This is a genomic window from Paenibacillus stellifer (genome assembly GCF_000758685.1).
GTDB classification, from domain to species: Bacteria; Bacillota; Bacilli; order Paenibacillales; family Paenibacillaceae; genus Paenibacillus_AQ; species Paenibacillus_AQ stellifer.
Map to the genome: position 1 here is coordinate 3,727,634 of NZ_CP009286.1, position 25,198 is coordinate 3,752,831.

26 protein-coding genes are annotated in these 25,198 nt (G+C 56.7%); 7 read left to right on the top strand and 19 right to left on the bottom strand.

Going from position 1 to position 25,198, the window contains the following annotated elements; translation table 11 throughout:
- Nucleotides 1–6 precede the first annotated feature (6 nt).
- The 3 genes from spoIIAB to PSTEL_RS17240 form a co-directional block, all read right to left on the bottom strand.
- Nucleotides 7–462 (bottom strand): anti-sigma F factor, encoded by a 456-nt coding sequence (gene spoIIAB, locus PSTEL_RS17230; RefSeq protein WP_038697188.1) that lies wholly within the window; start codon nt 460–462, stop codon nt 7–9.
- On the bottom strand, nt 459–812 hold the full coding sequence (gene spoIIAA, locus PSTEL_RS17235; protein ID WP_038697191.1) for an anti-sigma F factor antagonist: 354 nt from the start codon (nt 810–812) through the stop codon (nt 459–461). Before spoIIAA ends, spoIIAB begins: the two co-directional genes overlap by 4 nt.
- Nucleotides 813–1,172: 360 nt before the next feature.
- Entirely contained in the window at nt 1,173–2,360 is a 1,188-nt protein-coding gene (locus PSTEL_RS17240) for a D-alanyl-D-alanine carboxypeptidase family protein (protein WP_038697193.1), read from the bottom strand.
- 202 nt (nt 2,361–2,562) lie between these two features.
- Between PSTEL_RS17240 and PSTEL_RS17245 the strand changes: the two genes are divergently transcribed.
- Together PSTEL_RS17245 and PSTEL_RS28730 are read left to right on the top strand one after the other, a co-directional pair.
- Nucleotides 2,563–4,356 carry a hypothetical protein gene (locus tag PSTEL_RS17245; protein ID WP_038697195.1) on the top strand — a complete coding sequence of 598 codons (1,794 nt, stop codon included), beginning with the start codon at nt 2,563–2,565 and terminating at the stop codon, nt 4,354–4,356.
- 78 nt (nt 4,357–4,434) lie between these two features.
- Nucleotides 4,435–4,569, top strand: a complete 135-nt coding sequence (locus PSTEL_RS28730; RefSeq protein WP_281176716.1) for a hypothetical protein — start codon at nt 4,435–4,437, stop codon at nt 4,567–4,569.
- Here PSTEL_RS28730 and PSTEL_RS17250 read toward each other — a convergent pair.
- The 7 genes from PSTEL_RS17250 to fur form a co-directional block, all read right to left on the bottom strand.
- The gene (locus PSTEL_RS17250; protein WP_038697197.1) at nt 4,566–5,897 is read right to left on the bottom strand and encodes a pyrimidine-nucleoside phosphorylase; all 1,332 of its coding nucleotides are present in this window, start codon (nt 5,895–5,897) and stop codon (nt 4,566–4,568) included. The genes PSTEL_RS28730 and PSTEL_RS17250 overlap by 4 nt on opposite strands.
- A 1-nt stretch (nt 5,898) precedes the next feature.
- A complete protein-coding gene (locus PSTEL_RS17255; RefSeq protein ID WP_052098613.1) occupies nt 5,899–6,777 on the bottom strand; it encodes a purine-nucleoside phosphorylase in 879 nt (292 codons plus the stop codon).
- A gap of 37 nt (nt 6,778–6,814) precedes the next feature.
- Nucleotides 6,815–7,642 carry a purine-nucleoside phosphorylase gene (locus PSTEL_RS17260; protein ID WP_038697199.1) on the bottom strand — a complete coding sequence of 276 codons (828 nt, stop codon included), beginning with the start codon at nt 7,640–7,642 and terminating at the stop codon, nt 6,815–6,817.
- 12 nt (nt 7,643–7,654) lie between these two features.
- Nucleotides 7,655–8,833 (bottom strand): phosphopentomutase, encoded by a 1,179-nt coding sequence (gene deoB / locus PSTEL_RS17265; RefSeq protein ID WP_038697201.1) that lies wholly within the window; start codon nt 8,831–8,833, stop codon nt 7,655–7,657.
- A 74-nt stretch (nt 8,834–8,907) separates the two neighbouring features.
- On the bottom strand, nt 8,908–9,816 hold the full coding sequence (gene xerD / locus PSTEL_RS17270; RefSeq protein ID WP_038701152.1) for a site-specific tyrosine recombinase XerD: 909 nt from the start codon (nt 9,814–9,816) through the stop codon (nt 8,908–8,910).
- A gap of 66 nt (nt 9,817–9,882) precedes the next feature.
- Nucleotides 9,883–10,122: a DUF4227 family protein gene (locus PSTEL_RS17275; protein ID WP_038697203.1), complete on the bottom strand. Its 240-nt coding sequence runs from the start codon at nt 10,120–10,122 to the stop codon at nt 9,883–9,885.
- 187 nt (nt 10,123–10,309) lie between these two features.
- Nucleotides 10,310–10,774, bottom strand: coding sequence for a ferric iron uptake transcriptional regulator (gene fur / locus PSTEL_RS17280; protein WP_038697205.1), 465 nt, complete (start codon nt 10,772–10,774; stop codon nt 10,310–10,312).
- Nucleotides 10,775–10,991: 217 nt separating this feature from the next.
- Here fur and PSTEL_RS17285 point away from each other — a divergent pair, with 217 nt between their 5' ends.
- Both PSTEL_RS17285 and PSTEL_RS26390 read left to right on the top strand, forming a co-directional pair.
- Nucleotides 10,992–11,402 (top strand): hypothetical protein, encoded by a 411-nt coding sequence (locus tag PSTEL_RS17285; protein ID WP_156995896.1) that lies wholly within the window; start codon nt 10,992–10,994, stop codon nt 11,400–11,402.
- A 145-nt stretch (nt 11,403–11,547) separates the two neighbouring features.
- A complete protein-coding gene (locus PSTEL_RS26390; RefSeq protein ID WP_169744596.1) occupies nt 11,548–12,549 on the top strand; it encodes a hypothetical protein in 1,002 nt (333 codons plus the stop codon).
- Nucleotides 12,550–12,635: 86 nt separating this feature from the next.
- Here PSTEL_RS26390 and spoIIM read toward each other — a convergent pair whose 3' ends face one another.
- The 3 genes from spoIIM to PSTEL_RS17305 all read right to left on the bottom strand — a co-directional run bounded on the left by spoIIM (nt 12,636) and on the right by PSTEL_RS17305 (nt 15,296).
- Nucleotides 12,636–13,262, bottom strand: a complete 627-nt coding sequence (gene spoIIM, locus PSTEL_RS17295; protein ID WP_038697209.1) for a stage II sporulation protein M — start codon at nt 13,260–13,262, stop codon at nt 12,636–12,638.
- A gap of 193 nt (nt 13,263–13,455) precedes the next feature.
- Nucleotides 13,456–14,706 (bottom strand): endonuclease Q family protein, encoded by a 1,251-nt coding sequence (locus tag PSTEL_RS17300; protein ID WP_179944905.1) that lies wholly within the window; start codon nt 14,704–14,706, stop codon nt 13,456–13,458.
- Nucleotides 14,706–15,296, bottom strand: a complete 591-nt coding sequence (locus PSTEL_RS17305) for an NUDIX hydrolase (RefSeq protein ID WP_038697211.1) — start codon at nt 15,294–15,296, stop codon at nt 14,706–14,708. The genes PSTEL_RS17300 and PSTEL_RS17305 overlap by 1 nt, the downstream gene beginning before the upstream one ends.
- 75 nt (nt 15,297–15,371) lie before the next feature.
- Between PSTEL_RS17305 and PSTEL_RS17310 the strand changes: the two genes are divergently transcribed.
- Entirely contained in the window at nt 15,372–15,590 is a 219-nt protein-coding gene (locus PSTEL_RS17310) for a hypothetical protein (protein WP_038697213.1), read from the top strand.
- A 258-nt stretch (nt 15,591–15,848) separates the two neighbouring features.
- On the opposite strand, the gene PSTEL_RS17315 is transcribed toward PSTEL_RS17310, so the two are convergent.
- The gene (locus tag PSTEL_RS17315; protein ID WP_038697215.1) at nt 15,849–16,979 is read right to left on the bottom strand and encodes a M20/M25/M40 family metallo-hydrolase; all 1,131 of its coding nucleotides are present in this window, start codon (nt 16,977–16,979) and stop codon (nt 15,849–15,851) included.
- 167 nt (nt 16,980–17,146) lie between these two features.
- Between PSTEL_RS17315 and prli42 the strand changes: the two genes are divergently transcribed.
- Entirely contained in the window at nt 17,147–17,248 is a 102-nt protein-coding gene (gene prli42 / locus PSTEL_RS27700; protein WP_156995898.1) for a stressosome-associated protein Prli42, read from the top strand.
- A gap of 144 nt (nt 17,249–17,392) precedes the next feature.
- Here the strand turns inward: prli42 and lipB are convergent, their stop codons facing one another.
- From lipB to lpdA, 5 genes are all read right to left on the bottom strand, one after another.
- The gene (gene lipB / locus PSTEL_RS17320; protein ID WP_038697217.1) at nt 17,393–18,115 is read right to left on the bottom strand and encodes a lipoyl(octanoyl) transferase LipB; all 723 of its coding nucleotides are present in this window, start codon (nt 18,113–18,115) and stop codon (nt 17,393–17,395) included.
- Nucleotides 18,116–18,297: 182 nt separating this feature from the next.
- A complete protein-coding gene (locus tag PSTEL_RS17325) occupies nt 18,298–19,731 on the bottom strand; it encodes a dihydrolipoamide acetyltransferase family protein (RefSeq protein WP_038697219.1) in 1,434 nt (477 codons plus the stop codon).
- Nucleotides 19,732–19,823: 92 nt separating this feature from the next.
- The gene (locus PSTEL_RS17330; RefSeq protein ID WP_038697221.1) at nt 19,824–20,810 is read right to left on the bottom strand and encodes an alpha-ketoacid dehydrogenase subunit beta; all 987 of its coding nucleotides are present in this window, start codon (nt 20,808–20,810) and stop codon (nt 19,824–19,826) included.
- 3 nt (nt 20,811–20,813) lie between these two features.
- Nucleotides 20,814–21,839 carry a thiamine pyrophosphate-dependent dehydrogenase E1 component subunit alpha gene (locus PSTEL_RS17335; protein ID WP_038697223.1) on the bottom strand — a complete coding sequence of 342 codons (1,026 nt, stop codon included), beginning with the start codon at nt 21,837–21,839 and terminating at the stop codon, nt 20,814–20,816.
- A gap of 148 nt (nt 21,840–21,987) precedes the next feature.
- Complete coding sequence (lpdA, locus tag PSTEL_RS17340; protein ID WP_038697225.1) at nt 21,988–23,409, bottom strand: dihydrolipoyl dehydrogenase; 1,422 nt, start codon at nt 23,407–23,409, stop codon at nt 21,988–21,990.
- Nucleotides 23,410–23,987: 578 nt separating this feature from the next.
- On the opposite strand from lpdA, the gene PSTEL_RS17350 reads away from it, so the two are divergent.
- Nucleotides 23,988–25,151 carry an acyltransferase family protein gene (locus PSTEL_RS17350; protein WP_169744597.1) on the top strand — a complete coding sequence of 388 codons (1,164 nt, stop codon included), beginning with the start codon at nt 23,988–23,990 and terminating at the stop codon, nt 25,149–25,151.
- Nucleotides 25,152–25,198: the final 47 nt, after the last annotated feature.

Below are 25,198 nucleotides of genomic sequence, written 5' to 3' on the forward strand. Positions count from 1 at the left end.
CATCCCCTAGTTAAATAGCGCTTTTTTTGAGACAATCGTCTTCTTCATCCGGATGGTGGTTCCCCGTCCCGGCTCGCTGCTCACTTCGAATTCATCCATGAAGTTCTCCATGATGGTGAAGCCCATGCCCGAGCGCTCAAGCTCCGGCTTCGATGTATACAGCGGCTGCTGCGCCAGCTCCAGATCCTCGATCCCCCGCCCCTTGTCCTCAATGGTCAGGCTTACGGTTTCACCCTCAATTGCCGCCGAGATATAGACAACCCCATTCGGATCGCTATCATAGCCGTGGATGATGCAGTTGGTCACCGCCTCGGAGACGACGGTTCTCAAATCGTTAAGCTCATCTATAGTCGGATCAAGCCGGGTCACGAAGGCTGCTACAACGACGCGGGCGAACGATTCGTTCTCCGACAATGCGGCGAACTGGACGCTCATTACATTTTTGGACGGCTCCATGCTCATAACGCCACCTCCAGATCTGTAAGCGCTGAATCCTCACTGTCATATAGAGACATGATTTTTAACAGGCCCGACATATCGAGCAGCCGGCGGACCGCCGGATTGGCGTCGCAGAGCACCATTTTGCCTCCCTTGCCGCGAATCAGCTTGTACCTTCCCAGAATGACGCCTAGACCGGAGCTGTCCATGAACTGAAGGTCCTTCAGATTCAGAACGAGATGCTCCACCTGCCGGCGCAGAATCGCTTCATCCAGATCCATTCTTACATAATCGGCGGCATGATGATCCAGCTCGCCTGTCAGGCGCACGACCAGCACTCCGCGGTGTTGCTCCATTTGCACATGGGAATTCATAATCGTCACTCTCCTCTTCGCTGCTTTGGAAGCGGCTATCAGGCGCCCCTCGCGGCACCTTTCGGACAACGATTTCTACGCCGCTGCGGGGGACTCCTGCCTGCCGACAAAACTAGAAGAAATCTCTCAAGTATCTACAAGAATGAAGGACAACATCCGCAACGAACAGCCCGGATTCCCCATTTTGCCCGTGTAATCATAATAATCTGTTATCCAGTGTTGACAGTTTTATAGAGAGATATACTTGTTCGAGGCAAAAAAAGAAACGCTGCATTCGCATCCTTGGCGGACGCGCAGCGTTTCTTTTGTCTCTTTCTTTTACCCGGAGTACCGGGTTATCGAAAGTCTGTCTATACCCTGTCAGCCCATCGAGAACATGGAACCCGTGGTCCGCTTGAACAGCTTCCACCAGCCCGCTTTGGCGACCGCTTCCGGCGCCTTGAGCTCATATTCCTTCACGACGGTAGTTCCCTGGTAGACGACCAGCTTGCCGATCGTTTGACCTTTGGCAATCGGGGCTTTCACCTTATCCAGGATCACCGTCTCATGCCGGATGCCCTCCTGGGCAATTCCTTTTTTCAGCAGCAGCGTATAGTTCTCCTGAGCTACAATCGGCAGCTCGCGCTTGACGCCCTTCTCGATCTTGAGGGTTCCCAGCGTGTCTCCGGTCTTGTGAATCGTATGCACCTTGTACTGGGAGAACAGATAATCGAACATGCCCGACACTTCACTATTGCGCGTCTTGGTGTTCGGCTCGCCCAGCACAACCGCGATCGCCCGCAGCCCATCCTTGGAAGCGGTGGCGGAGAGGCAGAACTTGGCTTCCGACGTATATCCGGTCTTGAGGCCGTCCGCGCCTGTGTAGAAGCGCACCAGCTTGTTCGTGTTCACCAGCCAGAAAGGCTTGGGGGTGTCCTTGCGCAAATAGTCCTGATAGGAGCCCGTGTATTTAATAATTTGCGGATGCTTCAGCAGCTCCCGGCTCATAACGGCGATGTCATGGGCGGAGGAGTAGTGATCCTTGGTCGGCAGACCGTTACAGTTGGCAAAATGCGTGTCCTTCAGCCCCAGCTCTTCCGCCCGCTTATTCATCAGGTCGACAAAAGCGCTCTCCGAACCGGCCAGTTTCTCGGCCATCGCGACCGACGCGTCGTTGCCCGAGGCCATCGCGATGCCCTTCAACATATCGTCGACGGTCATTTCCTCGCCAGGCTCCAGAAAGATTTGCGAGCCTCCCATCGAGGCGGCATATTCGCTCGTCCGCACCTTGTCCGTGAGCTTCAGCGTGCCCCCGTCGATCGCCTCGACGGTCAGCAGCATCGTCATAATCTTCGTAATGCTGGCCGGAGGCAACTTGTCGTGGCTGTTCTTCTCGTAGATTACCGTTCCCGTCCCGGCATCCATCAGAATCGCCGAGCGGGCCTGGGATGCCAGATCGGGCGCCGCGCTTCCGGGTTTCTGGCCTTTCTCCTCCGCGAACACCGAAACGGGACTGAGCACCCCCAGCAGTATACAGAGCGCCAGCACAGCAATGAGACATTTCTTCATTCCAATTCCCCTCCTGAGCGTTTACCTTTATCACAGGTACTGTGTTCCAGTTTTGTCAGAAATGAAGGGAATTATTCCGGCAAGGGTTGCGGTGATGATCAGGATGATCAGGATGCCCGAATTGCTTCTTGAAACTTTTGGCAATGAAACGCGTCTAGACATCAGAGCATTCTGGAAAAAGAAGGATTGGGGAGGTAGAAGAATGATTCGGCATCATGAGGTTAGGCAAGAAAAGAATACAACGAGGCAAATTCTCGGGCTTGGTGTGAAGCTGCTGCTGCTGGCCGGTCTGGTATCCGGCTTATGGGCAGGACCGGCATCCGCTGAAGATGGTACTAAGCCGGAAGCGAAAGTCGTACTGGACCCTGGCTTCGGCTATCGCAGCCTATGGGAGCAGTTGGCAAGCAAGCTGTACAAAGAGAGCCAAGTGAAAGCTTACCTGCCGACGCGCCTGCCTGATGCAGGCCTGTCTTACTACGGAATCGCGAGCAAGCTGACTACCGACGGCTATAAGGTCCAGCTGTACAAAAGCGGCTTGAAGCCCTCTTCGGCATCTTCACTGCCCGGAGCCGCTGCATTCCGCGCGTCCGGCAACACACTGTTCGAGACATCGGCCTCGGCATACAGCGGAACCATGCCGCAAGGCAGCGTCAAGCTGCTGACGAAGAACGGCTGGACCGTGTACGCCGATGAAGCGGCGGCGGGAACCTCCGGCAGCAAGCAAAAGCTGGTTCAGTTCTGGACACAGGCATTCAAATTCGCGACACCGCTCTCGAATGATGTCACAGGGGTGATCCAGATTTCGGGAAGCGGCGCCAAGGCAGTCTATTCCGCCTATTGGACTTTTGATCAGGCAACAGGGTATACCCTGTCAGCCCGCACATCTCTCCGCGATTTCCTGTCCGTGTTAACCAGCTACAGACCGGTTATTAATTTGCTGGATGAGGCGGATGTCGTGCTGGTTCCTTACGAGGATGAGCTGACATTCCGCCCCGGAACGGCTTCGGCGCTGCGCAAGCGGGAGAACGAACAGATTAAGCTGAGCGCAGCCCCGATTATGTCCGGCTCCGTCCCGTATTTTCCGCTGAAGGATGCCGTCTCTTTTATCCAAGGGCAAATGCAGAGCGTTCCTTCGGAGCATTCCGTCTACTTCGCGGAGAACGGGTATGTGAACGAATTGAGGCTGGATGTAAGAACAGGGACGGTGTACCGGAAAAATGAGAAGGTCGACTCCATCAAAGTTCTGCGAAGCGGCGGAACGATTCTCGTCCCGCTCAGTTTCCTGCAGCGGCAGTTCAAAGTTGCTTATGACTTCGATGGGGCATCGAAGTCGGGAACACTCCAGTACAGCAGTTGGTACACCAATTATAAGCAGCCGGAGGTAACCGGCAGCAGCCTCCAGGTGACGATGTTCGGAATAGGCGGCTTCTCCTATGAGAACAGCCGGTTCGGCGCTTTTGACTCATACAGCTATGTATCGAGCAAACCGCCTCAGGGCTATAACGGATTAAAATACGCCCTGCACAAAGTCAGCATTCCTCTGCTTCCCGGAAACAACGAGTTTGTATACCGGGATGCCACCACCGGGCGGATCATCAACAGCATCCCGATCCGGGCCGACCTTCAGCCAGCGGATATTGATTTCCGCTACAGCGGCAGTCCGTCCTTTGACGGGTGGAAGCTGGACCTGTCGCTTGTTACCGCTGATGGAACCGTCTGGCCGGCCGGCTATGCGGAGACAGACAGCTATGCCGATCTGCGCGGGACCCTGACGAACGCGGCAAGCGGTGTGACCAGGCTATATCTAACCACCCGCCCTGCCGGGGGCAGAGAGAGCAAGGCCGTCAGTGCTCCGCTGGCCGAGGACGGCAGCTTCTCGATACGGATCAAGCCGGAGCAAGGACCGGGAACGTACATCGTCACGCTGTATAGCCCTTATACGGCTGGCTCTAATGCCAAGGAGCCGATTGTCAGCTTCACAGTTGTGGTGAAATAAGGTTAAATGGCAACATATTGCTGTTACTATGCAAAAGGCCGGGTTAAGCATAGAGCTTAACCCGGCCTTAACTTCGTTATGGGATGTGCTGCATCCCTGATTCTGCTGCGGGTTCCCGCGAGCGGCGGGCAGGTCCCGTTTGTTACCCGGCTAACCCTGACCGGCCTCCGGGAGATGAACACTGCCGGGCCTGCAAGCGGCCCCGCTCTCTAGAATCGGGTCACGCCTTCCTTGGTCACGATGGCGTAGACGAGCGGCGCCGGCGTTACCGGCTGACTCGTAATCCGGTACGCCTCCAGCACCTTGGACTCGGCCTCTTTAACCTTGGCCTCAGAGGCATCGTTCAGGTGCAGGACGGCTAGCGTCTCGCCCTCAGACACTGCGTCTCCGACCTTCTTCGCCAGTACGATACCGACGGCGAGGTCGATCTGCGACTCCTTCGTCTCCCGTCCCGCGCCGAGCAGCATGGCGGCAATGCCGATTTCCTCGGCTTGAATGGCCTCGATATGGCCTTCTGCCGCCGCCTTAACCTCCACCTGCCGGCTTGCGGCCGGCAGCTTCGCGGGGTCGTCGATCTGCGAAGCGTCTCCGCCCTGCGCCGTTACGAGCGCCTTCAGCTTCGCAAGGGCGCTGCCGTCTTCCAGGCGGGCCTTCAGGATGCTGCGGGCTTCGTCCGTATCCTTGGCTTTGCCGCCCAGCACGAGCATCTGGCTGCCGAGAATGAGGCAGACCTCGGTCAGGTCGGCCGGTCCGCTGCCGCGCAGCGTGTCGATCCCCTCTCTGACCTCCAGCGCGTTGCCGATGCCGTATCCGAGCGGCTGATCCATATCGCTGATAACCGCAACGGTGTGCCGGCCGAGTTGGGTACCGATGTCCACCATCGCCTTGGCCAGCGCGATGGAATCGTTCAGCGTCTTCATGAACGCGCCGCTGCCGGTCTTCACATCGAGCACGATGGCGTCTGCGCCGGCGGCGATCTTCTTGCTCATGACGGAGCTGGCGATGAGCGGAATGGAATCCACAGTTGCGGTTACGTCCCGCAGCGCGTACAGCTTCTTGTCGGCCGGGGTGATGTTCCCCGACTGGCCGATGACAGCTACGCCGATTTCGCCGACCTGGGCGAAGAAGCGGCTCTGGTCCATCTCGACGGTCAGGCCGGAGATGGACTCCAGCTTGTCGAGCGTGCCGCCGGTATGGCCGAGGCCGCGCCCCGACATCTTGGCGACAGGCACACCGGCTGAAGCGACAAGCGGCGCCAGGACGACCGTCGTCTTGTCGCCGACTCCGCCGGTGGAATGCTTGTCCACCTTGATGCCCGCGATGGGGCTGAGGTCCACCTGATCGCCTGACATCGCCATCTCCAGCGTCAGATCGCCGGTCTCGCGGGCGTTCATCCCCTGAAAGTAGACGGCCATAGCCCAGGCCGACATTTGATAATCCGGGATTTCTCCCCGGCTGTAGCCCTGAACCAGAAAGGCGATCTCCTCCCTGCTCAGCTCCCCGCCGTCTCTTTTCTTCTGAATGATGTCGACCGCTCTCATATTAGAGACTTACCTCGCGGACGAATGCGCGGACAAGTCCGATGAACTTCGGCTTGGTCAGGTTCGCAACCTTCACGACCTGCTCATGCGTCAGCGGCTCCAGCTCGTCGCCGATCGCCATGTCGGTGATACAGGTAATGCCAAGCACACGCTGGCGGCTGTGGCTCGCCACGATGACTTCGGGAACCGTGGACATGCCGACCGCGTCCCCGCCAAGCAGCGCCAGCATCTTAAGTTCAGCAGGCGTCTCATAGGTCGGGCCGCTGATGCCGGCGTATACGCCTTCCTGCAGCGTCAGGCTTTCGCCGTCCGCTCCCTTGATTTCGGGAGCAAGGCGTTTGGCAAGCGCGATATACTCCGGATCGTAAGCACGGGACATGTCCGGGAAGCGGACGCCGAGCTCGGGATCATTCGGTCCGATCAGCGGGTTGTCTCCCGTCATGTTGAGATGGTCGGTGATCAGCATGAGGTCGCCGGCCTTGAAGGCGCGGTTCATGCCGCCGCCCGCGTTCGTAATGACAAGCGTGCCGATGCCCAGCTTGGCCATGACATAGACGGGAAGCACGACCTTGCGCATGGCGTAGCCTTCATAGTAATGAAAGCGGCCCTGCATGATCATGACATCCTTGCCTTCCAGCTTGCCGATAACGAAGCGTCCGGCATGTCCTTCAACGGTGGAACGCGGAAAATGGGGAATCTCTTCATAAGGCAGGTATACGGCATCTTCGATCTGGTCTCCCAGATCGCCGAGGCCGGAGCCGAGGATCAAGCCGATAACCGGCTTGAAGGGGCCAAGCTTGGACGCGATATAATCGGCGGCTTCTTTAACCTGTGCGCCGTATGCCAGAACCTCAGGCGCATTGCTTGCGGATTGTGTCATAATGGATTCCCTCCCGGATATTTGGAATTAAGCTCACTTACATCTTCGGAATGAGCGCAAGCACAAGGCCCAGGAACGTCTCGCGAACCCGTTCAGCCGTCTCCATAACCTCGTCATGGGACAACGGCTGATTTAGAATGCCGGCAGCCATGTTCGTGATACAGGAAATGCCGAGCACCTCGATGCCTGCATGGCGGGCGACGATCGTCTCCGAGACAGTCGACATGCCGACCGCATCGGCGCCCAGACGGCGCAGCATAACGATCTCTGCCGGCGTCTCGTAAGTAGGTCCCAGAAGACCTGCGTAGACGCCTTCTCTAAAGGTGAAGTTCTGTTCCTTCGCTACATCTCTCGCCGCCTGAAGCAGCCGGCGGCTGTAAGGCTCCGACATGTCCGGGAAACGCACGCCAAGCTCCGGATCATTCGGTCCGATGAGCGGATTGCGGCCGGTCAGGTTGAGATGGTCGGTAAGAAGCATCAGATCCCCTGGCGTGTAACCGGTGTTCACGCCGCCGGCGGCGTTCGTAACGAGCAGGCTCTTCACGCCAAGCTCCTTCATAACACGAACGGGGAACGCCGTCGTCTCGGGGCCGTAGCCCTCATACATATGGAAGCGGCCCTTCATCATGACGACCTTGCGGCCCTCTATCGTGCCGATCAGCAGTTCGCCTTCATGCCCTTCCACCGTCGATACGGGAAAATGAGGAATATCGTGGTAGGGAATGCTGATGCCGTCTTTGATCAGATCGGCCAGAATACCGAGCCCCGATCCGAGAATAAGTCCGATGTCGGGCGTTCCGGCGCCCTTGCTCTTGATATAGGCCGCCGCTTCCTGGATGGAGCCTAGGCTGATTGAATCCTTCATCTGTAATCCTCCTTATTTCAGTTCCTGAAGAAAGCTGGTTCCGTAAGCCGGAGCCTTGGCGCCAAAGTTCTCGGCAATCGTGGCTGCAACGTCGGAGAAGGTGGAACGCACTCCTAGACTGCCCGGCGATTTGAAGCGCGGCGAGTAGACGAGAAGCGGCACATATTCGCGGGTATGGTCTGTCCCGCTGTGCACGGGATCATTGCCGTGGTCAGCTGACACGATCAGCAGATCATTCTCGCCGAGCGAGGACATGAGATCCGGCAGCGCCTTGTCGAACACCTCCAGCGCGCGTCCGTAGCCTTCCGGATCGCGGCGGTGTCCATACAGGGAATCGAAATCGACCAGATTCGTGAAGAGCAGGCCGTTAAACGGCTTGCGCAGATGTTCCAGCGTGACTTCGATGCCGTGTTCGTTGCTCTTCGTCGGGTAAGCTTCCGTAACGCCTTCACCTGTGAAAATATCATTGATTTTGCCGACAGCAATGACATCGCGGCCGATATCCGCCAGCGCGTTCATGACGGTCGGCTCCGGCGGCTTCACGGCATAATCATGCCGGTTCGGAGTGCGGGTGAAGCTGCCCGGCTGTCCGACATACGGGCGGGCAATGACGCGGCCGACCGAGAATTCCGGCGCCATCGTCAGCTCTCTGGCGATATGGCATGCCTTGTACAGCTCGTCCAGCGGAATAATATCCTCATGGGCAGCCAGCTGAAATACGCTGTCGGCGGATGTGTAGACGATCCAGGCGCCCGTCTTCATCTGCTCCTCGCCGAATTCGACCAGAATCTCCGTTCCAGAGGCTGGCTTGTTGCCGAGCACCTTGCGGCCGGTAGCCTCTTCGAACTTCGTAATCAGCTCCTGCGGGAATCCGTCCGGATAGGTGTTGAACGGCATTTCGATCTTGAGGCCCATCAGCTCCCAGTGGCCGGTCATCGTATCCTTGCCGACGGAGACCTCCTGCATTTTGCCATAGTAGCCTTCCGGAGCCTGAACCGGCTCCAGATGCGGCAGCGGGGCGATGTTGCCAAGTCCCAGATGCTGCATATTCGGCAGCTTGAGCTGCGGATTCCGTTCCAGAATATGGCCCAGTGTATGGGCTCCAACATCGCCGAAGCTAGCGGCGTCGGGCGCTTCCCCGATTCCCACGCTATCAAGTACGATAAAACAGATCTTGTCAAATGTAGACAACTTATGCCACGCTCCTTCATGTATGCTTCACTAACGCTTAAGACGGCTTGGAAGCTTGTCCCACTGCAGCCGCCCTAGCCGGGCGGACGTGCACGGGGATGATGTCTTTCATACACTTCTTTCATATTTCCGCGCGCGGCGCCGCCGTACATCTGGGTCGTCGAGATGTCCGCATGGCCGAGCATTTGCTGAACGGAGCGCAGGTCGGCTCCTCGCTCGAGCAGATGAGAGGCGAAGGAAGCGCGCAGTGTGTGGGGGGTGATATCCTCGCGGATTCCCGCCTCTTTCGCGTATCTCTTCATCATTTTCCAGAAGCCCTGACGGGTCAGCCGGCTTCCGAGATTGTTCAGGAACAGCGCTGGCTCCACCATCTCCCCGTCTCCCCGCAGAAGCTTGTCCCGGCTTGTCCGCACATACGCTTCCACTGTCTCCGACGCGGCCCTGCCGATCGGAACCACCCGCTCCCTTCCACCGGAGCCGGAGCAGCGCGCGAACCCCATCGAGGTCTGCACATCGCTCACATCCAGCATCACTAGCTCCGAGACGCGAATCCCGGATGCGTAGAGCAGCTCGAGCATCGCCTTATCCCTCAGTCCTTGGGGAGTCCCAGGGTCCGGAGCCGCAAGCAGAGCCTCCACTTCTTCGATGTTCAGTACGAGCGGCGGCTTTTTCTCCACCTTAACCGATTCCATTCCAAGAGTGGGGTCTCCCGAGATCAAGCCTTCCTTCAGCAAAAAATGAAAAAAGGCACGGATCGACACCGTGTTCCGGTTGAGTGTTGCCGCAGAACGCCCTTCTGACCGAAGCTCGCCAAAATACAGCGAAATGAGCGGCCTGCGGATATCCTCCAGGATTTCCGCTCCCCGTCCCGCCGCATAGTCCAAAAATCGTGAAATATCACGTCCGTAGCATTCGAGGGTCCGGGGCGAGGCATTTTTGTCACGGGAAAGATACTCCAGAAAGTCTTGTACCGCTGATTTCATCGTTTCCCTCGGCACCGTCCTCTCTTTGTTCATTCGGCAGTCATCCATGCAATTCCTGTCTGAGACTTATTCCCCATACCAATAGTACAGCTTCAGGCGCTGGGATGCTTTCATTTGCCCGTCCGCCGGATTAACGCCAGTGTATGCGCGAACGGCAGATCCTTCCGGAATATCCGGATTGGGAATCGGACCCATCCACCGGTGAAGCAGGTCCATTATATTATAGAACAGGCAGGTAAAAGCGACAAATATCACAATAAAGATCAGGCGCCGAAGCGCTTTAGGCAGCGAAATGACCATAGACATCCCTCCGTCCTTCACTTTATGCGTTTGCCGTCGTTCTTATGTACACTCCTGGCGGTTTGGCGAGAGCCCGGTTAGCCGCAAAGAACCAAAAAGCTCCCTCCGGCAGAGCCGGGAGAGCTTTCGTTATCCCTAATAACATGGAAGGTCTGAAATGGTTGTCGTCATTGAACGGGCAATAGCCAGCGGATTATTCCGCCTTGCTGTCCGTCTTGTTCTTCTCCCGGCAGCGGTAGCAAATACCGTGAAAATCGAGCCGGTGGTCAATGACCGAGAAATTGAACTCGTTCTCCAGCTTCTCTTCCAATGGACCGAGCCAATCCTCCCGGATTTCATCCATGCTGCCGCACTGTACGCAGATCAAATGATGATGGTGATGCTTGGCCGTATCCGTCCGGAGGTCGTAACGGGCAACGCCGTCTCCGAAATTGATCTTCTCCACAACATGAAGCTCACTCAGGAGTTCCAGAGTACGGTATACGGTGGCGAGACCGATTTCGGGAGCTTTTTCCTTAACGAGCATGAACACATCTTCGGCGCTGAGATGATCCTCTTCGTTCTCCAGGAGAACGCGGACAGTCGCTTCCCGCTGGGGTGTCAGTTTATAGCCTTGGGACTGCAGCTGTTGTTTGATTTTGTCGATCCGGTCTTCCATAATCTCCCTCCCCCCAGGAACACGCGCGATTATTCTCTTTAAAAGCCGCTTCTCCCATTATAGGTCCGGGAACTTTGAGAAGTCAAACGTTTTGGCTAAAGTGTTCTGCTTACGGGGGCGCGCGTCAGGGCGAAGAGAGAAAGTCACAGCCGGAGTGCGGGGCGCAGCCTATAATGGAATGATATGACAGAAATATTTTGCAGCAAAGGAGAATGTAATGATGGAAAAAGAACTGCGCCGTGCGGTGCTCGCCTTGTTGATCATCGCTTTGTTCGGCCTGCTGATCTATCCGGGGCTATATAAATACGACAAGCTGGAAGGCAAATATCCGGTCCGGATGAACCGGATTACGGGAGAGACGAAGATCCTTCGAGAAGGTGGTTGGGTCAAGGAGGGAGATGCCGCCTCCAGCACCGCCGGAGACGAAAGGGAGCAAGCGGTAACCCGGCAGGATCTGGTGACGCTGCGCGATGAAATCCGGAATGAGCTGCTTCAGGAGATGCAGAACAAGCTCAACCAGGCCAAGGCGGATTGGGCAGCCTCCTCTTCCCCGGCAGGGCCGGTCTATGAGGATGGAACATCCGTGCTGCCGGACGGAGGAGCTGGTACGGGTTCAAGCAACAAATAGGATATAAGCCGGATCATTAGCATCAGGGTACTGGTGATTCTATACTCCTTTCCGAAAAATATCCTAGTAAAAAATACCCAGTCCCCCTATACTTTATGTATATTATTGGAACTGGGGGATACAAGTGAAGAAAGATTCTACTAAAATGAGGTTAGTAACACTCGCATTTCTATTGTCAGCATTAATCGGTGGCTGCAGCAATTCTACCGCTGATCCATCTGCCGAACAAACCGCCAGCCCATCGCCAAGCGCCACCGCTGTCAGCACGCCGGCGGTTTCCGTCTCTCCATCGAAAGCCCCTGAAGCGGACCCTCAGGAACTGGAGAAGCAGAAGAAGCTCATTTTGCTGGAGACTAAAGATTTCCTTGAATTATACGGGACCAATAAATGGAATACGGAAAAATCCAAATCTACAGCGGATAGCATACGCGAGAAATCAAGAGATCAAATCGGTGATGTCCGGTTCAAATATCTGGAAATTGCTGAATCGATGGAGGATGAAGATGTTCAGAACGTGGCGAAGATATATGGAGAATTAGGCGAAATAGTCCCTTCATTCAGAGCTCCGGCTCCGTCGCCATCACCTTCTCCGGAGCCGGAACCGACTCCTGAAGCGGATCAGCCTATCGTCTTAACCGGCAAAGGCGATCAAGCCACGAAGTTCTTTGAACTCCACTCGGGATTCGCCGTGATCGATGCATCGGATTCGGGAGATTCGAATTTCATCGTTCACATCCTGGATGAATCCGGTCAGGATGAAGATCATGTCATCAACGAAATTGGCCCATACAAAGGCAAGAGCATCGTGGTCATTCAAGATGACGGAAAATACATGCTGAAGATCCAATCTGAAGGGTCATGGAAATTCAAGATTACACAAAATGTCCCAACAGCTATCAAGACCGCTCCGACCCAATTGACTGGCAAAGGGAATGACGTTGTATTTGTCAATCTCCAATCCAAGCTTACAAGGTTCAGCTTCAAGCATACCGGGGAATCCAATTTCATTGTCCATCTGAACGAAGGTATATCTCTTGCCAATGAAATCGGCAACTATTCCGGGTCTACCGCAGAGACACTGGAGTATGAGGGAACCTACGTAATTTCGGTTCAAGCTGACGGCAAGTGGAGCATTGATATTGAATAACACGACAGCCTCCGCCAGAAATGGCGGAGGCTTATTATGTTCACGCGTGCCGATAATCTTGGCGATTCGGCCCGCTCCAGCCACGATTATTTGACGAGCAGCGGCGTTACCCATCCCATCATCGCCGGTGTCACATACGTCTCGAATGAGGCGACGCCGAGCAGCACTACAGCCATGGCCAGAGACAGCATCGTATAGGTCGCAAAAGGTCTGCCGATCGGAACGGAACGCCGTGCGGTCACCCTGCTGCGAATCATAAGCAGCGAGAACCCGATCGCGGCCGCGCTGCATACGAGAATCACAGGGATCACGACCAGATTATGCGGCGCAACGGAGACGAGCGCGAACAGCAGGCCGTCCCAGGAATATTGGCTGACAAGCGTTCCGACCGTGAAACCGATCAGCAGCCCTTTTAGGAAATCCAGCACCAGAATGCCGGGCAGTCCGATAACCGACAGGCCAAGCACCCAGATCAGGCCGATCCACTTTAAATGAAGCACCGCGATGCTCCAGAACGATTCCGGCGCGGCGGGCAGTCCCTGCTGGTCAACGGTTGTGAAAAAATTGCCGAGATAATCGGCAAGATCCTGCTGCTGGTCCAGCGTCAGCGCGCTGACGATCAGGGCGCCGAAGACGACACCCACCAGAAACAGGATGGCGACAAACATATAGAGCGGTGTCTGCTCTTTCAAGGAACGGCTCATGTTCCGCATCGGATGTTCTCCTCTCCTGGTCTCTGTTACAACCATATGAGAGGATGTCCCGCCCTATGCCTTGTCCGTTGGTATGCTTCATTAGATGCGATGAATTATGTTCACGATTCCGATCCGCAACCGACTTCATTCTCTAAGACTGTAAGGCTTCATCTTCCAAAGTATCGTCCAGATTCCACGAAAAAGAGCGCCCCTAGGGACGCTCATGAAGCGGCGCTGCTACCTTCCCGTACGTTCCGCCGCCTCCGGCGGTCAGCTCCAGAGTGCCGGAGCGGGCGGCGGCGATTTTATCCGCCAAATCGGCGCCGACCTTCTCCGATAGTTCCTCTACTCCGGCCCGGTGCAGGATGTTCATCTCGCTGCCGAAGGCCTCCAGCAGCACATTCATCTTCGCCTTCCCCAGCCCCGGAATGAATTCCAGGGGAACCTGGTACCGGTATGGCGGGCGGCTGCCCGGAACCTTCGGCTGCTCGCGGTCCGCGATGCTGATAATCCGGTCCAGCACGCCCTGAACCAGCTTGACGCTTCCGCAGTACGGACAGCGCTGTGAGGTGACGAACGCTTCGTCGATAATGCTGCCGCAGCCCGCGCAGTAGGTCCGGTGATATTTGCCGAGACGCGGATTCAGCCCGTAGTTGGCAGCGACGCCTCTCCCCTCCCTGCCTTCGAGCGCCAGCTTAAATTCGGTGAAGGAAGGTGTGGTAAGTGTCATTTCGTTGTACTCCCGTCCGATCTTGCCGAGCGAATGCGCGTCGGAGTTCGTCAGGAACGTGAATGGCTCAAGCTCAGACAGATAACCGGCCATCTCTGAATCCGCGCTTAAGCCCAACTCCACCGCCGCGATCCCGTCAAGATCGAACACATCCGCCATCCGATTAGTTGCGGAGCCGTACAGCCCTTTGTGCGGGGTGAAAATATGGGCCGGGATCAGCAGCCCGCCTCTTGCGAGAATTTCTGCCTGAAGCTCCCGCGGTGTCACATAGATACGCTGGGAGCTCAAATTCACATTCCGCATATGGCGGCTCATCCATGTGCTGAACTCCTCCATCGCCCTCAGGTCGGGCATGAACGCCAGAACATGAAATTCCCGCCGCCCCGGCTCCCGCAGCTCGATTTCGGCACCGAGTAGAATGGCCGTGTCCCGGTAGCGAATGCCGCCGCCGGAAACCTCTGTCATCTCGCCGCTGTGCAGGCAGTCCAGCATATCGCGCTGCACAGACGGAGAATGGGTGTCGATAATGCCGACGAGCCCGATTCCTTTCCGCTCTGACGCTTCCCGCGCGATCCCTGCAAAGGTCAGATCGCGGCTGCCGCTAATTTTGACCGCCTGGCCCGATGTGGTCCTTCCGATATGGACATGCAGGTCGCAGTAGTATGTTGAGAGTGCAGGTACGTTCCGGTCCTCCAAGCCGCCGGGCAGAGACTTGGATTCATTACGATTCATCAGTGCCACTGCCCCGTCAGCGTGTACAAATGCCAGGCGTAGACGGCCATCATCGTCTTGGCATCGGCAATGCGCCCGTCCGCGATATATTGGTAAGCTTCCTCCAGCGTTAGCTCCGACACCTCCAGGAACTCATCCTCATCCAGCGCCATCTCTCCGGCCTCCGCATTATCCGTTACATAGAGATGGATGACTTCATCGGCAAATCCCGGCGAGGTGTAGAAGGATTTTAATAGCGACAGGTCACCACTGTGAAATCCCGTCTCTTCCCGAAGCTCGCGCGCAGCTGCATCCCTCGGATCTTCTCCGGGGTCCAGCTTGCCTGCCGGAATCTCCACCTCGGTGCGCCCCATCGGCTGGCGGTACTGCTCCACCACAAGCAATTTGCCGCGGTTAAGCGCCAGCACCGCTACCGCGCCGGGATGCTTTACGACCTCACGTGTAGCCGTTTCGCCATCGGGAAGAGTGACGGTATCAACCTGCAGCGTGATGATTTTTCCGGAGAAAATGGGCTGCGTCGAGACAAAGGTTTCGTCCAGCGCGGGGTTCGCAGGCCATTGTTTTTTCATATCAGCATTCGGTTCTTTCATAGTTTCAGGTCTCCTTTGCGGCTTCTCTGCATACCGTGTATTATAGCAAACTTCAGATGAAAGAAGGAAATGGACATGAAGAACGGGAAAGGCACGGGGGCCGGGCGCAGCGGCCTGCTGCTGAAGGGAAAACCGGACGAAATTCTGGAGGTGATTCGTATGCTGCAGCGCAAATTCGGAAGGGATATGCCGCTGTCGTACGTATTGTCACTCGCTGGTCATGAGCGCTCACAGCCAGCCCGGCGATCATCCGGCGGGACTTCGGGACGGCTCCGCACGCAGGAGAAAGCTTGACCCTGCCTTAACATAAACCGCTGCCTGCACCTGTTCTTCTAGCTTGCCCGTTATTTCCCATCCGACGTAAAAACCGCACCCTGGGCCGGAAATGAATCTTCCGGTTCAGGGTGCGGCTGACTATTGGGGATGGATCGCATCATACGGTCCGTCTCCGTAAAATGTGCGGCGGTTTGATGCCTTCCACTCTGCAAGATTACAGCGGCTCGGCGCTTTCCCGCAAAATTGCGGCTACTTGGTGCCTTCCTTTTCGCAGAATTACTGCGGCTTGGCGCTTTCCCGCACAATCGCGACTACCAGCTCGGCCGCTCTGACAATATCATCCGCCTTAACCCGCTCCTTGGTTGTATGAATATTCTCATACCCAATCGCGAGGTTCAGCGTCGGCACGTTCAGCCCGTTGAATACGTTGGCGTCGCTTCCGCCGCCCGAATGAAAGGTTCTCGGTGTCAGGCCGACCGATGCGATGGCCCGCTCGGCCAGCTGCACGATGGGATCTTCTCCGTTAAAGCTGAACGCCGGGTAAATGATCTCGCTGCGGAACTCGCAGGTCGCTCCATACTCGCGAACCGTCGTCTCCAGCGCTTCGCGCATGGAATCGATCTGTCGCTCCACCTTCTCCTGCACGATGCTTCGCGCTTCCGCATCGAGCTGCACATGGTCGCAGACGATATTCGTCGGACCGCCGCCTGCGAATTTGCCGATGTTGGCAGTCGTCTCATTGTCGATGCGTCCAAGCTTCATCGCCGAAATTGCCTTGCCCGCCACCTGGATGGCGCTGATGCCGTCCTCAGGATTCACGCCGGCATGGGCCGATTTGCCGAAGATCTGCATTGTGATTTTCGCCTGCGTAGGCGCGGCGACCGCAATGGCCCCCAGCTCGCCGTTCGAGTCGAGCGCGAAGCCGAAGTCCGCATCCAGATATTTGGGGTCCAGCGAACGCGAACCGAGCAGTCCGGATTCCTCTCCGGCTGTAATGACGAACTGGATTTGTCCATGCGGAAGGTTCTGTTCCTGGACGACCCGGATGCCTTCGAAGAGAGCGGCCAGTCCAGCCTTGTCATCGGCGCCCAGAATGGTCGTGCCGTCGCTTGTAATCCAGCCGTCCTCGCCGAGCGCCGGCTTGATGCCCAGTCCCGGAACGACGGTATCCATATGGCAGGTGAACAGCAGTTTGGGAGCATTCTCCGTCTTCTCGGCAGCCCACGTGACAATCAGGTTCCCTGCTCCATGTCCCGTTCTCTGCTGCGAATCGTCTTCAACCGCCGTCAGCCCGAGCGCCTTGAACTTGCCGATGAGCACATCGGCGATATTCCGCTCATTCCCTGTCTCGCTGTCCACCTGGACAAGCTCCATAAATTCCGATATCAATCGGTCCCGTTCTACCACCGGACTTCCCTCGCTTTCAAATTTGCGTTACAATTATGATTATTATCAAGGATAATCGCCTGACGGCGTCCTTTAGGCGCCGGACGTTTACCGAGAAATAGAAGACCTGTTATAAGCCAATACTTATAATGTCTTATATTTTACACCAAACCCCAAAGGAGTTACTCATGCAACGTCGAAAATGGTTTCGCATCTTCATCTATCTCATGCTGATCGCTATGATCGCTTCCACGCTGCTTGTGGTTATCGAGCCTTTTCTGGCAGGCTGACCGCATAGCGCGAGGCAAGCTCCCGAATTTGGTTTCGTTAGTAACGGCGGCCCGGAATTTCCGGGCCGCCGTTTGACATGATAATGGCTCTGCATGGGCGGCTCGCAAGGCACAGTTGGCAGCGCCGCCTTCATGCGGATGCCGTTATTTCGCTTCGGCGGGAAACCCTTCCCAGTCGGATACCAGAGTTCCATATGGAAAAGCTCTCAGAAAATGCGGCACCAGTGCCGCCGCAACCTCCTCGATCTCAAAGCGCCGTCCGGTGCATTCCTCCAGCGACGTAACCCCGTACTCCGAAATGCCGCAGGGAATAATGCCCCGGAAGCCTTCCTGGGCAATCCCTTCCCGGATGTTGAAGGCGAAGCCGTGGCTGGTCACGAAGCCTTTGCGCGTCTTGCTCTTGTTGAATTTAACGCCGATGGCGCAGATCTTCACATTGCCTACCCAGACGCCCGTATACTCCGGCTTGCGGCTGCCTTCAATGCCGAACTCCGCCAGATAATCGATGATCACCTGCTCCAGGGAACGCAAATAGCCGTGCAGATCGACTCTTCCCTGCTCGCCGATGGTCAGCAGCGGATAGCCGACCAGTTGGCCGGGCCCGTGATAGGTGATGTCGCCGCCGCGGTCGATTTTGAATACCGCAATACCCTCCGCCTTGAGCTGTTCGGGGCTCATCAGCAGATGCTCCGGATGATTCTGCGATCCGATCGTGTAGGTCGGCGGATGCTGCAGAAAGATCAGCCGCTCCGGACGCTCGCCCGCGTCAATCGCGCGCACCGATTCCTTCTGCATCTCCCAAGCCTGGCCGTATTCGATCAGGGGAATATAAGATATTTCAAGCTTGCGCGCTTCCGTGTTGTTCATGCTCTAGCATCTCCCTTCCCTTGATAGCCGCCGGACCTATTAAAAAAGCAGGCTGCGGCGGCGTCTGGCCCTAACTGGTGTCAACAAGACCCATTCACTGCCACGCTGTTCTTCGCACCGCTTCACCCGTTGGAATTGCCAAAAGGCGGCCAACAGCAACAGCCTTCGTTCGTTTTACTTGCTTAGTAGACGTTCGTATCGAGGCTGTAGCTCTCGATGTTGTCCTTCACCCGCTGCAGGAACCGGCCGCAGATGACGCCATCCAGAATCCGGTGGTCCAGCGACAGGCAAATATTCGCCATGGAGCGTACAGCGATCATATCGTTGATGACGACCGGCTTCTTCACGATCGACTCAAAGGTCAGAATCGCAGCCTGCGGATAGTTGATGATCGGATAAGACAGGATGGAGCCGAACGAGCCTGTGTTGTTGACGGTGAATGTGCCTCCCTGCATATCGTCAAGCCGCAGCTTGCCTTCACGCGTCTTCATCGCCAGCTCGTCGATTTCCCGGGCAAGTCCGGCTATGTTCTTCTGGTCCGCCCGCTTGATAACAGGGGTCATGACCGAATCCTCGGTGCCGACAGCGAGCGAAATATTGATATCCCGTTTGACGATGATTTTGTCGACCGCCCAGACGGAGTTCATGATCGGATAATCCTTGATGGCGCTGACGACAGCTTTCATCAGGAACGCCAGGTAAGTCAGGTTGAAGCCCTCGCGGCGCTTGAATTCGTCCTTCAGCTTGTTGCGCAGCAGCACCAGGTTCGTCACGTCCACTTCGATCATCGTCCAGGCATGCGGAATTTCCGCTACGCTCTGGCGCATCCGGGTGGCGATCGTGTTCCGGATCGGCGTTACGTCGATCAGGTATTCCGAGCGTCCGCTCTCCACCTCGATCTCCGGAATGCGCGGCGTTTCGGACAGATGCAGTCCGGAATGCCGCACCGGCGGCAGCGCCTCCGCCTCCAGAGGCGCTGCCGGGATGGCCGCGGCCTGCGGCTGCGCGGCCGGACGTGCTGCCGGCGCGCCCGCAGGCGCCGGCGACTGAGCCACCGGCGTCTGCGAAGCCGCCGCCGGTCCCTGCGCAAGGTACGCCAAGACGTCCTTGCGCGTCACGCGTCCGCCGAGCCCGGTTCCCGGTACGGCGGTCAGCTCGATGCCGTGCTGCGCCGCAAGGCTCTGCACGGCGGGTGAATAACGCGCCCGCATCGGCGCGTCCGGGTCGAATGCGGCGCGGGTCTGCGCCGCATATCCGCCCGCTGCCTGCGCAGCGGCAGCGGGAGCCGCCGGCCGGCCCGCAGGGGCCGGCGCAGGTTCCGCCGCGCCGGCCTGAGGCGCGGCCTCCGGGGTCGCCCCGGGCGAAGGCACGGCGATGCGGCAGATGATTTCGCCGACAGCGACCGTCTGCCCTTCCTCCGCCAGAATGTCGCCCATTACGCCATCCACCGTGGACGGCAGCTCGGCGTTCACTTTATCGGTAATGACTTCGCACAGCGGCTCGTACTGCTCCACCGGATCTCCCGGCTTCTTCAGCCATTTGCCGATCGTGGCCGATACGAGTGATTCCGCGAGCTGGGGCATTGCCACATCCGTCAACTGCTTGTTGCTTACCATACTTTCACTCCTTAAGAGGCCCCCGCTCTGCTGCGGGGCTTATGTCTTCGCATTCCGTCCTTTAGGGACCGATTGCGCCTGTTATCCTTGTCTTAATACTGCGCCAGACGAAGCATCTCGGCCTTCACTTTTTCCTTGCTCAGCATGAAGAACTTCTCCATCGGCGGACTGATCGGCATGGCCGGAACGTCAGGTCCGCACAGCCGGAAGATCGGAGCGTCCAGGTCGAAGAGACATTCCTCGCCGATAATGGCCGCCACCTCGGCGCCAACGCCGCCCGTCTTGTTGTCCTCATGAACGATCAGCACCTTGCCGGTGCGGCGAACGGCCTCCACGATGGCGTTCTTGTCGAGCGGCTGCAGGGTGCGCAGATCGAGCACATGAGCCGTAATGCCCTGCTCCCGCTCCAGCTCCTCTGCGGCCTGCATGGCAAAATGCAGCGGCAGACTGTAGGCAATTACCGTAATGTCATCGCCTTCGCGCAGCAAATTGGCTTCGCCGATCGGAACGGTATAGTCGCCTTCCGGCACGTCTTCCTTGATCAGCTTGTAGCACTTCTTGTTCTCGAAGAAGAGCACGGGGTCCGGATCGCGCACGGCCGCCTTCAGCAGCCCCTTGGCATCGTAAGCCGAATAAGGAGCGACAATCTTAAGACCCGGAGTGCCGAAGAAAATCGATTCCGGGCACTGCGAATGATACAGCCCGCCGAAGATTCCGCCGCCGATCGGCGCACGGATAACGACCGGACAGCTCCAGTCATTGTTGGACCGGTAGCGGATTTTGGCCGCTTCGCTGATAATCTGGTTCGTTGCCGGAAGCATGAAGTCCGAGTACTGCATCTCCGCGATCGGCTTCATGCCGTACATCGCCGCCCCGATTGCCACGCCGGCAATCGCCGATTCCGCAAGCGGCGTATCCAGAACGCGATCCGCTCCGAACTGCTCCTGAAGTCCCTTGGTCGTGGTGAAGACGCCGCCCTTGACGCCCACATCCTCACCGAGCACGAAGACGTTCTCGTCCCGCTCCATTTCTTCCTTCATCGCCAGCCGGATGGCATCGATATATTCCATCATCGCCATAGCCTATACTCCTCCCTCGGATTCGCTGTACACATGCAGCAGCGTGTCCTCCGGTTTCGGGAACGGCGCATTGTCGGCGTATTCGATCGCATCTTTCAATTCCAGGTTAATCTGGGAGGCGAGGTCGCGCTCCTTATCCTCATCCCACAGTCCGAGTGCGGTCAAGTACTGCCGGAATGTCGCAACACCGTCCTTCTTCCAGTTCTCTTCGACCTCTTCCTTGGTCCGGTAAGCCAGATCATTGTCCGACGTCGAATGGGGAGACAGCCGGTACATCATCGCTTCGATCAGCGTCGGCCCTTCCCCGCGGAGCGCCCGCTCGCGGGCTTCCTTCACGGTCTTGTACACCTCAAGCGGATCGTTGCCGTCCACGCGAATACCCGGGAAGCCGTAGCCGAGAGCCCGGTCGCTGACCTTCCCGCCAAGCTGGCGGTGGGCCGGAATGGATATGGCATACTGGTTGTTCTCGCACATTATAATAACCGGCAGGTTGTTCACGCCGGCGAAGTTGCATGCTTCATGAAAATCGCCCTGATTGCTTGAGCCTTCCCCGAAGGTCACAAAAGAAACCGCAGGCTCTCTGCGCATTTTGGCAGCCAGAGCAAAGCCGGCCGCATGTGGAACCTGTGTCGTTACAGGGCTTGAGCCGGTAACAATCCGCAGCCGCTTGCTGCCGAAATGACCGGGCATCTGACGTCCTCCGCTGTTCGGGTCATCTGCCTTGGCGAAGACCGACAGCATCAGCTCGCGGGTCGTCATGCCGACGGACAGCACGAACGCATAATCGCGGTAATAGGGCAGGAAATAGTCCTTCTCGCGGTCAAGCGCAAACGCGGCTCCAACCTGCGCCGCTTCCTGGCCGATGCCCGACACATGGAAGTTGATCTTCCCCGCCCGCTGAAGCAGCAGACTGCGTTCATCGTACTTGCGCGCAAGCAGCATATACCTGTACATGTCGATGACCTGGCCGTCGGTTAAGCCAAGAGGTTCATGCCGGTTGACGCCTTGAACTGTGTCTTGTATATCCATTGTGGAGGTACCTCCTTCATTCTGGGTCCGGAGCAAGTCCGGACGATGATACTGATCTGATCTTAAAACCAGGTACTAAGACGTATCTCCATCTATTATATAGCGTTTCTCCTTAAAAAGAAAAGGGCCGCTCAAGGCGGCGGCCTCCTTACATTCCAATGGCCCGTCCGTCAACGGCCAGCATTGCTTCTCCGATAATTTCGGACAGCGTTGGATGAGCATGTATCGCTTCTCCAACCTCCCAGGGAGTCGCGTCCAGCAGCTGGGCTAGCGAGGCTTCCCCGATCAGATCGGTGACATGCGGGCCGATCATCTGGACGCCGAGAATATCGCCGGTCGCCTTGTCGGCGACCACTTTGACGAATCCGTCTTTGGAGCCCTGCACGAGCGCCTTGCCGATCGCCGAGAACGGGAATTTGCCGATTGCCGTCTCATGACCCAGTTCCTTCGCCTCCTGCTCCGTGTATCCGACGCTTGCAACTTCGGGCCGGGTGTACACACACCGGGGAACGAGATGGGGATGATACGGATGAAGGCTCTCACCCGCCAGATGATTCACCGCCATGATGCCTTCATGGCTCGCGGCATGCGCCAGCTGAAGCCCGCCGATGCAGTCGCCGATCGCGTAAATATGCGGCTCGCTCGTCTGCATATTGGCGTTCACCTCGATGACGCCCTGGCTGAAGCGGATATCCGTATTTTCAAGGCCGATATTCTGTATGTTCGCCGATCTGCCGACCGAGACCAGAATTTTCGCTGCCCGCAATGTTTGCGCTTGTCCGGCTTTCACGACTTCGACAGTGGCTCCGTCTCCCTCTCTCGAAATGCTACCCGGCGTAACGGATACGCCCGTCAGGCACTGAACTCCCCGTTTCTTGAGCAGACGGAGCAGTTCACGGGCAACTTCCTTGTCTTCTCTCGGCAGCAGCTGATCCGCCGCTTCCACGACCGTAACCTTCACGCCGAAGTCAGCCAGCATCGAAGCCCATTCGACCCCGATGACCCCGCCTCCGATAATCAGCATCGATTCCGGCAGTTCCTCAAGCTGCAGAGCCTCCTCGCTCGTAAGCACGAACTCGCCGTCCGGCTCGAAGCCCGGAATCACCTTGGGACGCGAGCCCGTGGCGATGATCAGGCGGTCCGGCACCACCGTCTCGGCCTCTCCGTCCTCCAGTTCGACCGCAACCGCGCCGCTTCTCGGCGAGAAGATCGAAGGGCCGATGACCCTTCCTTTACCTTTCAGAACCTGGATCTTGTTCTTGCGCATTAAATATTGAACGCCCTGGTGCAGCTGCTCCACGACGGCTTCCTTGCGGCGCTGGACCTTATCGAACGCGAGCCTCACGCCGGAGACTTCAATGCCGTATTGATCGCTCTCGGCAATATCGGCATATACCTCGGCGCTGCGCAGCAGCGATTTACTCGGAATGCAGCCCCGGTGCAGGCAGGTTCCGCCCAGCTTGTCCTGTTCGATGACAACAACGGATTTGCCGAGCTGGGCTGCCCGGACGGCCGCGACGTACCCTCCTGTTCCGCCTCCCAAAATCGCCACATCACATGAAATGGTCATGAATATGTATCCTCCCGTTCCTTTATACGCATAATCACAGAATCCTTTCTATTGTACTCTCTTTTCGGCCCGGAGAGAAGGAACGGCGAAACGGACGGATTCATGGATCTATCCAGATGCAAGCCATTTATCAAAATGTAAGGACAATCATGGTTCGACATTGCCACTGACAGATGATATCACTTTCGGCCCGGCATTAGGCCCTCTGTCCCGCAGGCTGGCAGGCATTCGAGCTGTAACGCTCGCAGTCTGTTCGCCTGACCCGGTGCAAAAGTGCGGGATTTCGCGCTGCCTCTGCTTACCCGCCTATGACTCCGCTCTCATTTTCCGGGAAACTGAATGGCTGCTCAAGCAGGTCCTTCGTCAGGGATTTGTGTTTGGGAAGAATCCTCGAACCGGATTGATTTGCATTTTTCGCGAAAGAAAGCGCATTATAACGAACGAATTTGACTATTTCTTCGTTATTACCCGCTGTTTTGAAGAGATTGAATTCCGGTCTATCCCTCTTCCGTTCGATATTGAAAAGAATCATATTTATGTATAATCTTAGTAATTCAAACATGTGGGGGTGCGGATTAGTGAAGAGGTACCATCAGTTGGATTCCTTAAGAGGGCTCGCGGCCGCTACAGTTCTGATTCACCATTTTTTATTTATTTTTACCGGCTTATGGTGGCTGGAAATGTTGAATTATACGCCCCTGCGCATCTTCAAGGCAGGCCATGAAGCAGTCATTTTCTTCTTTGTGCTCAGCGGTTTCGTGCTCTCTCTCCCTTTTTACGCACAGGGCGCCAAGGTACGGATTTCTCATTTTCTAATCAAGCGGGTGTGCCGGATCTATATTCCCTATATCGCGGCGGTCGCCTGCGCTTTGCTCACCTATCTGGCCTTCTACAGGGAAGGCTCGATGCCAGGCTACAGCAGCTTCTTCACGGATGTATGGAGCTTTCCCCTGACCCCCGGGCTGATCGGAGACCACCTCCTTTTGCTTGGCAGCTTCAAGGACTATGCGCTTGACCCCGTGCTGTGGTCGCTGTGCATCGAGCTTCGGATTTCGCTCATTTTTCCGTTTCTGATGACATTTATTATCCGGTTCGGCTGGAAGACCAGCCTTGCCCTCGGACTGCTGCTCTCCGGGCTGGCGCTCCTGCTTAATCATCTTATTAGACCGGCCAATCCGCTGCCGATATCCTCCAATCTCTATTTCACGCTGCATTACATGGCGTTCTTTATTATTGGGGCATTGCTTGCCAAACACAAGGCAGGACTTATCGCCCGGATCATGCGTTTAAGCGTCTCGATGAAATATGTGCTGCTAGCTACCGGGCTGATGATCTACACGTATGCCGGTATCGCCGACGCTGTCTTGAAGAGACTCTTCAAGGCGGAAGGGATATGGCTGTCTCTGCTCTCCGACTGGGGAATTGCGGCCGGCGTATGTGTTCTGATCTCAACCTCTCTTGCTTCGCCTAAAATCTCCGGGGTTCTCGAAATCCATTCTATCCATTTCCTCGGAAATATTTCGTACAGCCTGTATCTATATCACTGTATTGCACTCTTTGCCTCCGTGTATGCGTTCCATAATGTTTTGCCTCTTTGGGCAACCCTCATTATTGCGCTCGCAGCCTCCATTCTGCTGTCCGTCCTGTCTTATAAGTATGTGGAGAAGCCTGCAATCGCACTTGGAAAAAGATGGACCAGCCGACGTGCCGGCCGACTTACCGAAACGAAAGAAGCCGTGTGACGGTCCCCCGTCCACGGCTTCTTCTCCCGACTGTTGTCACGGGCTAA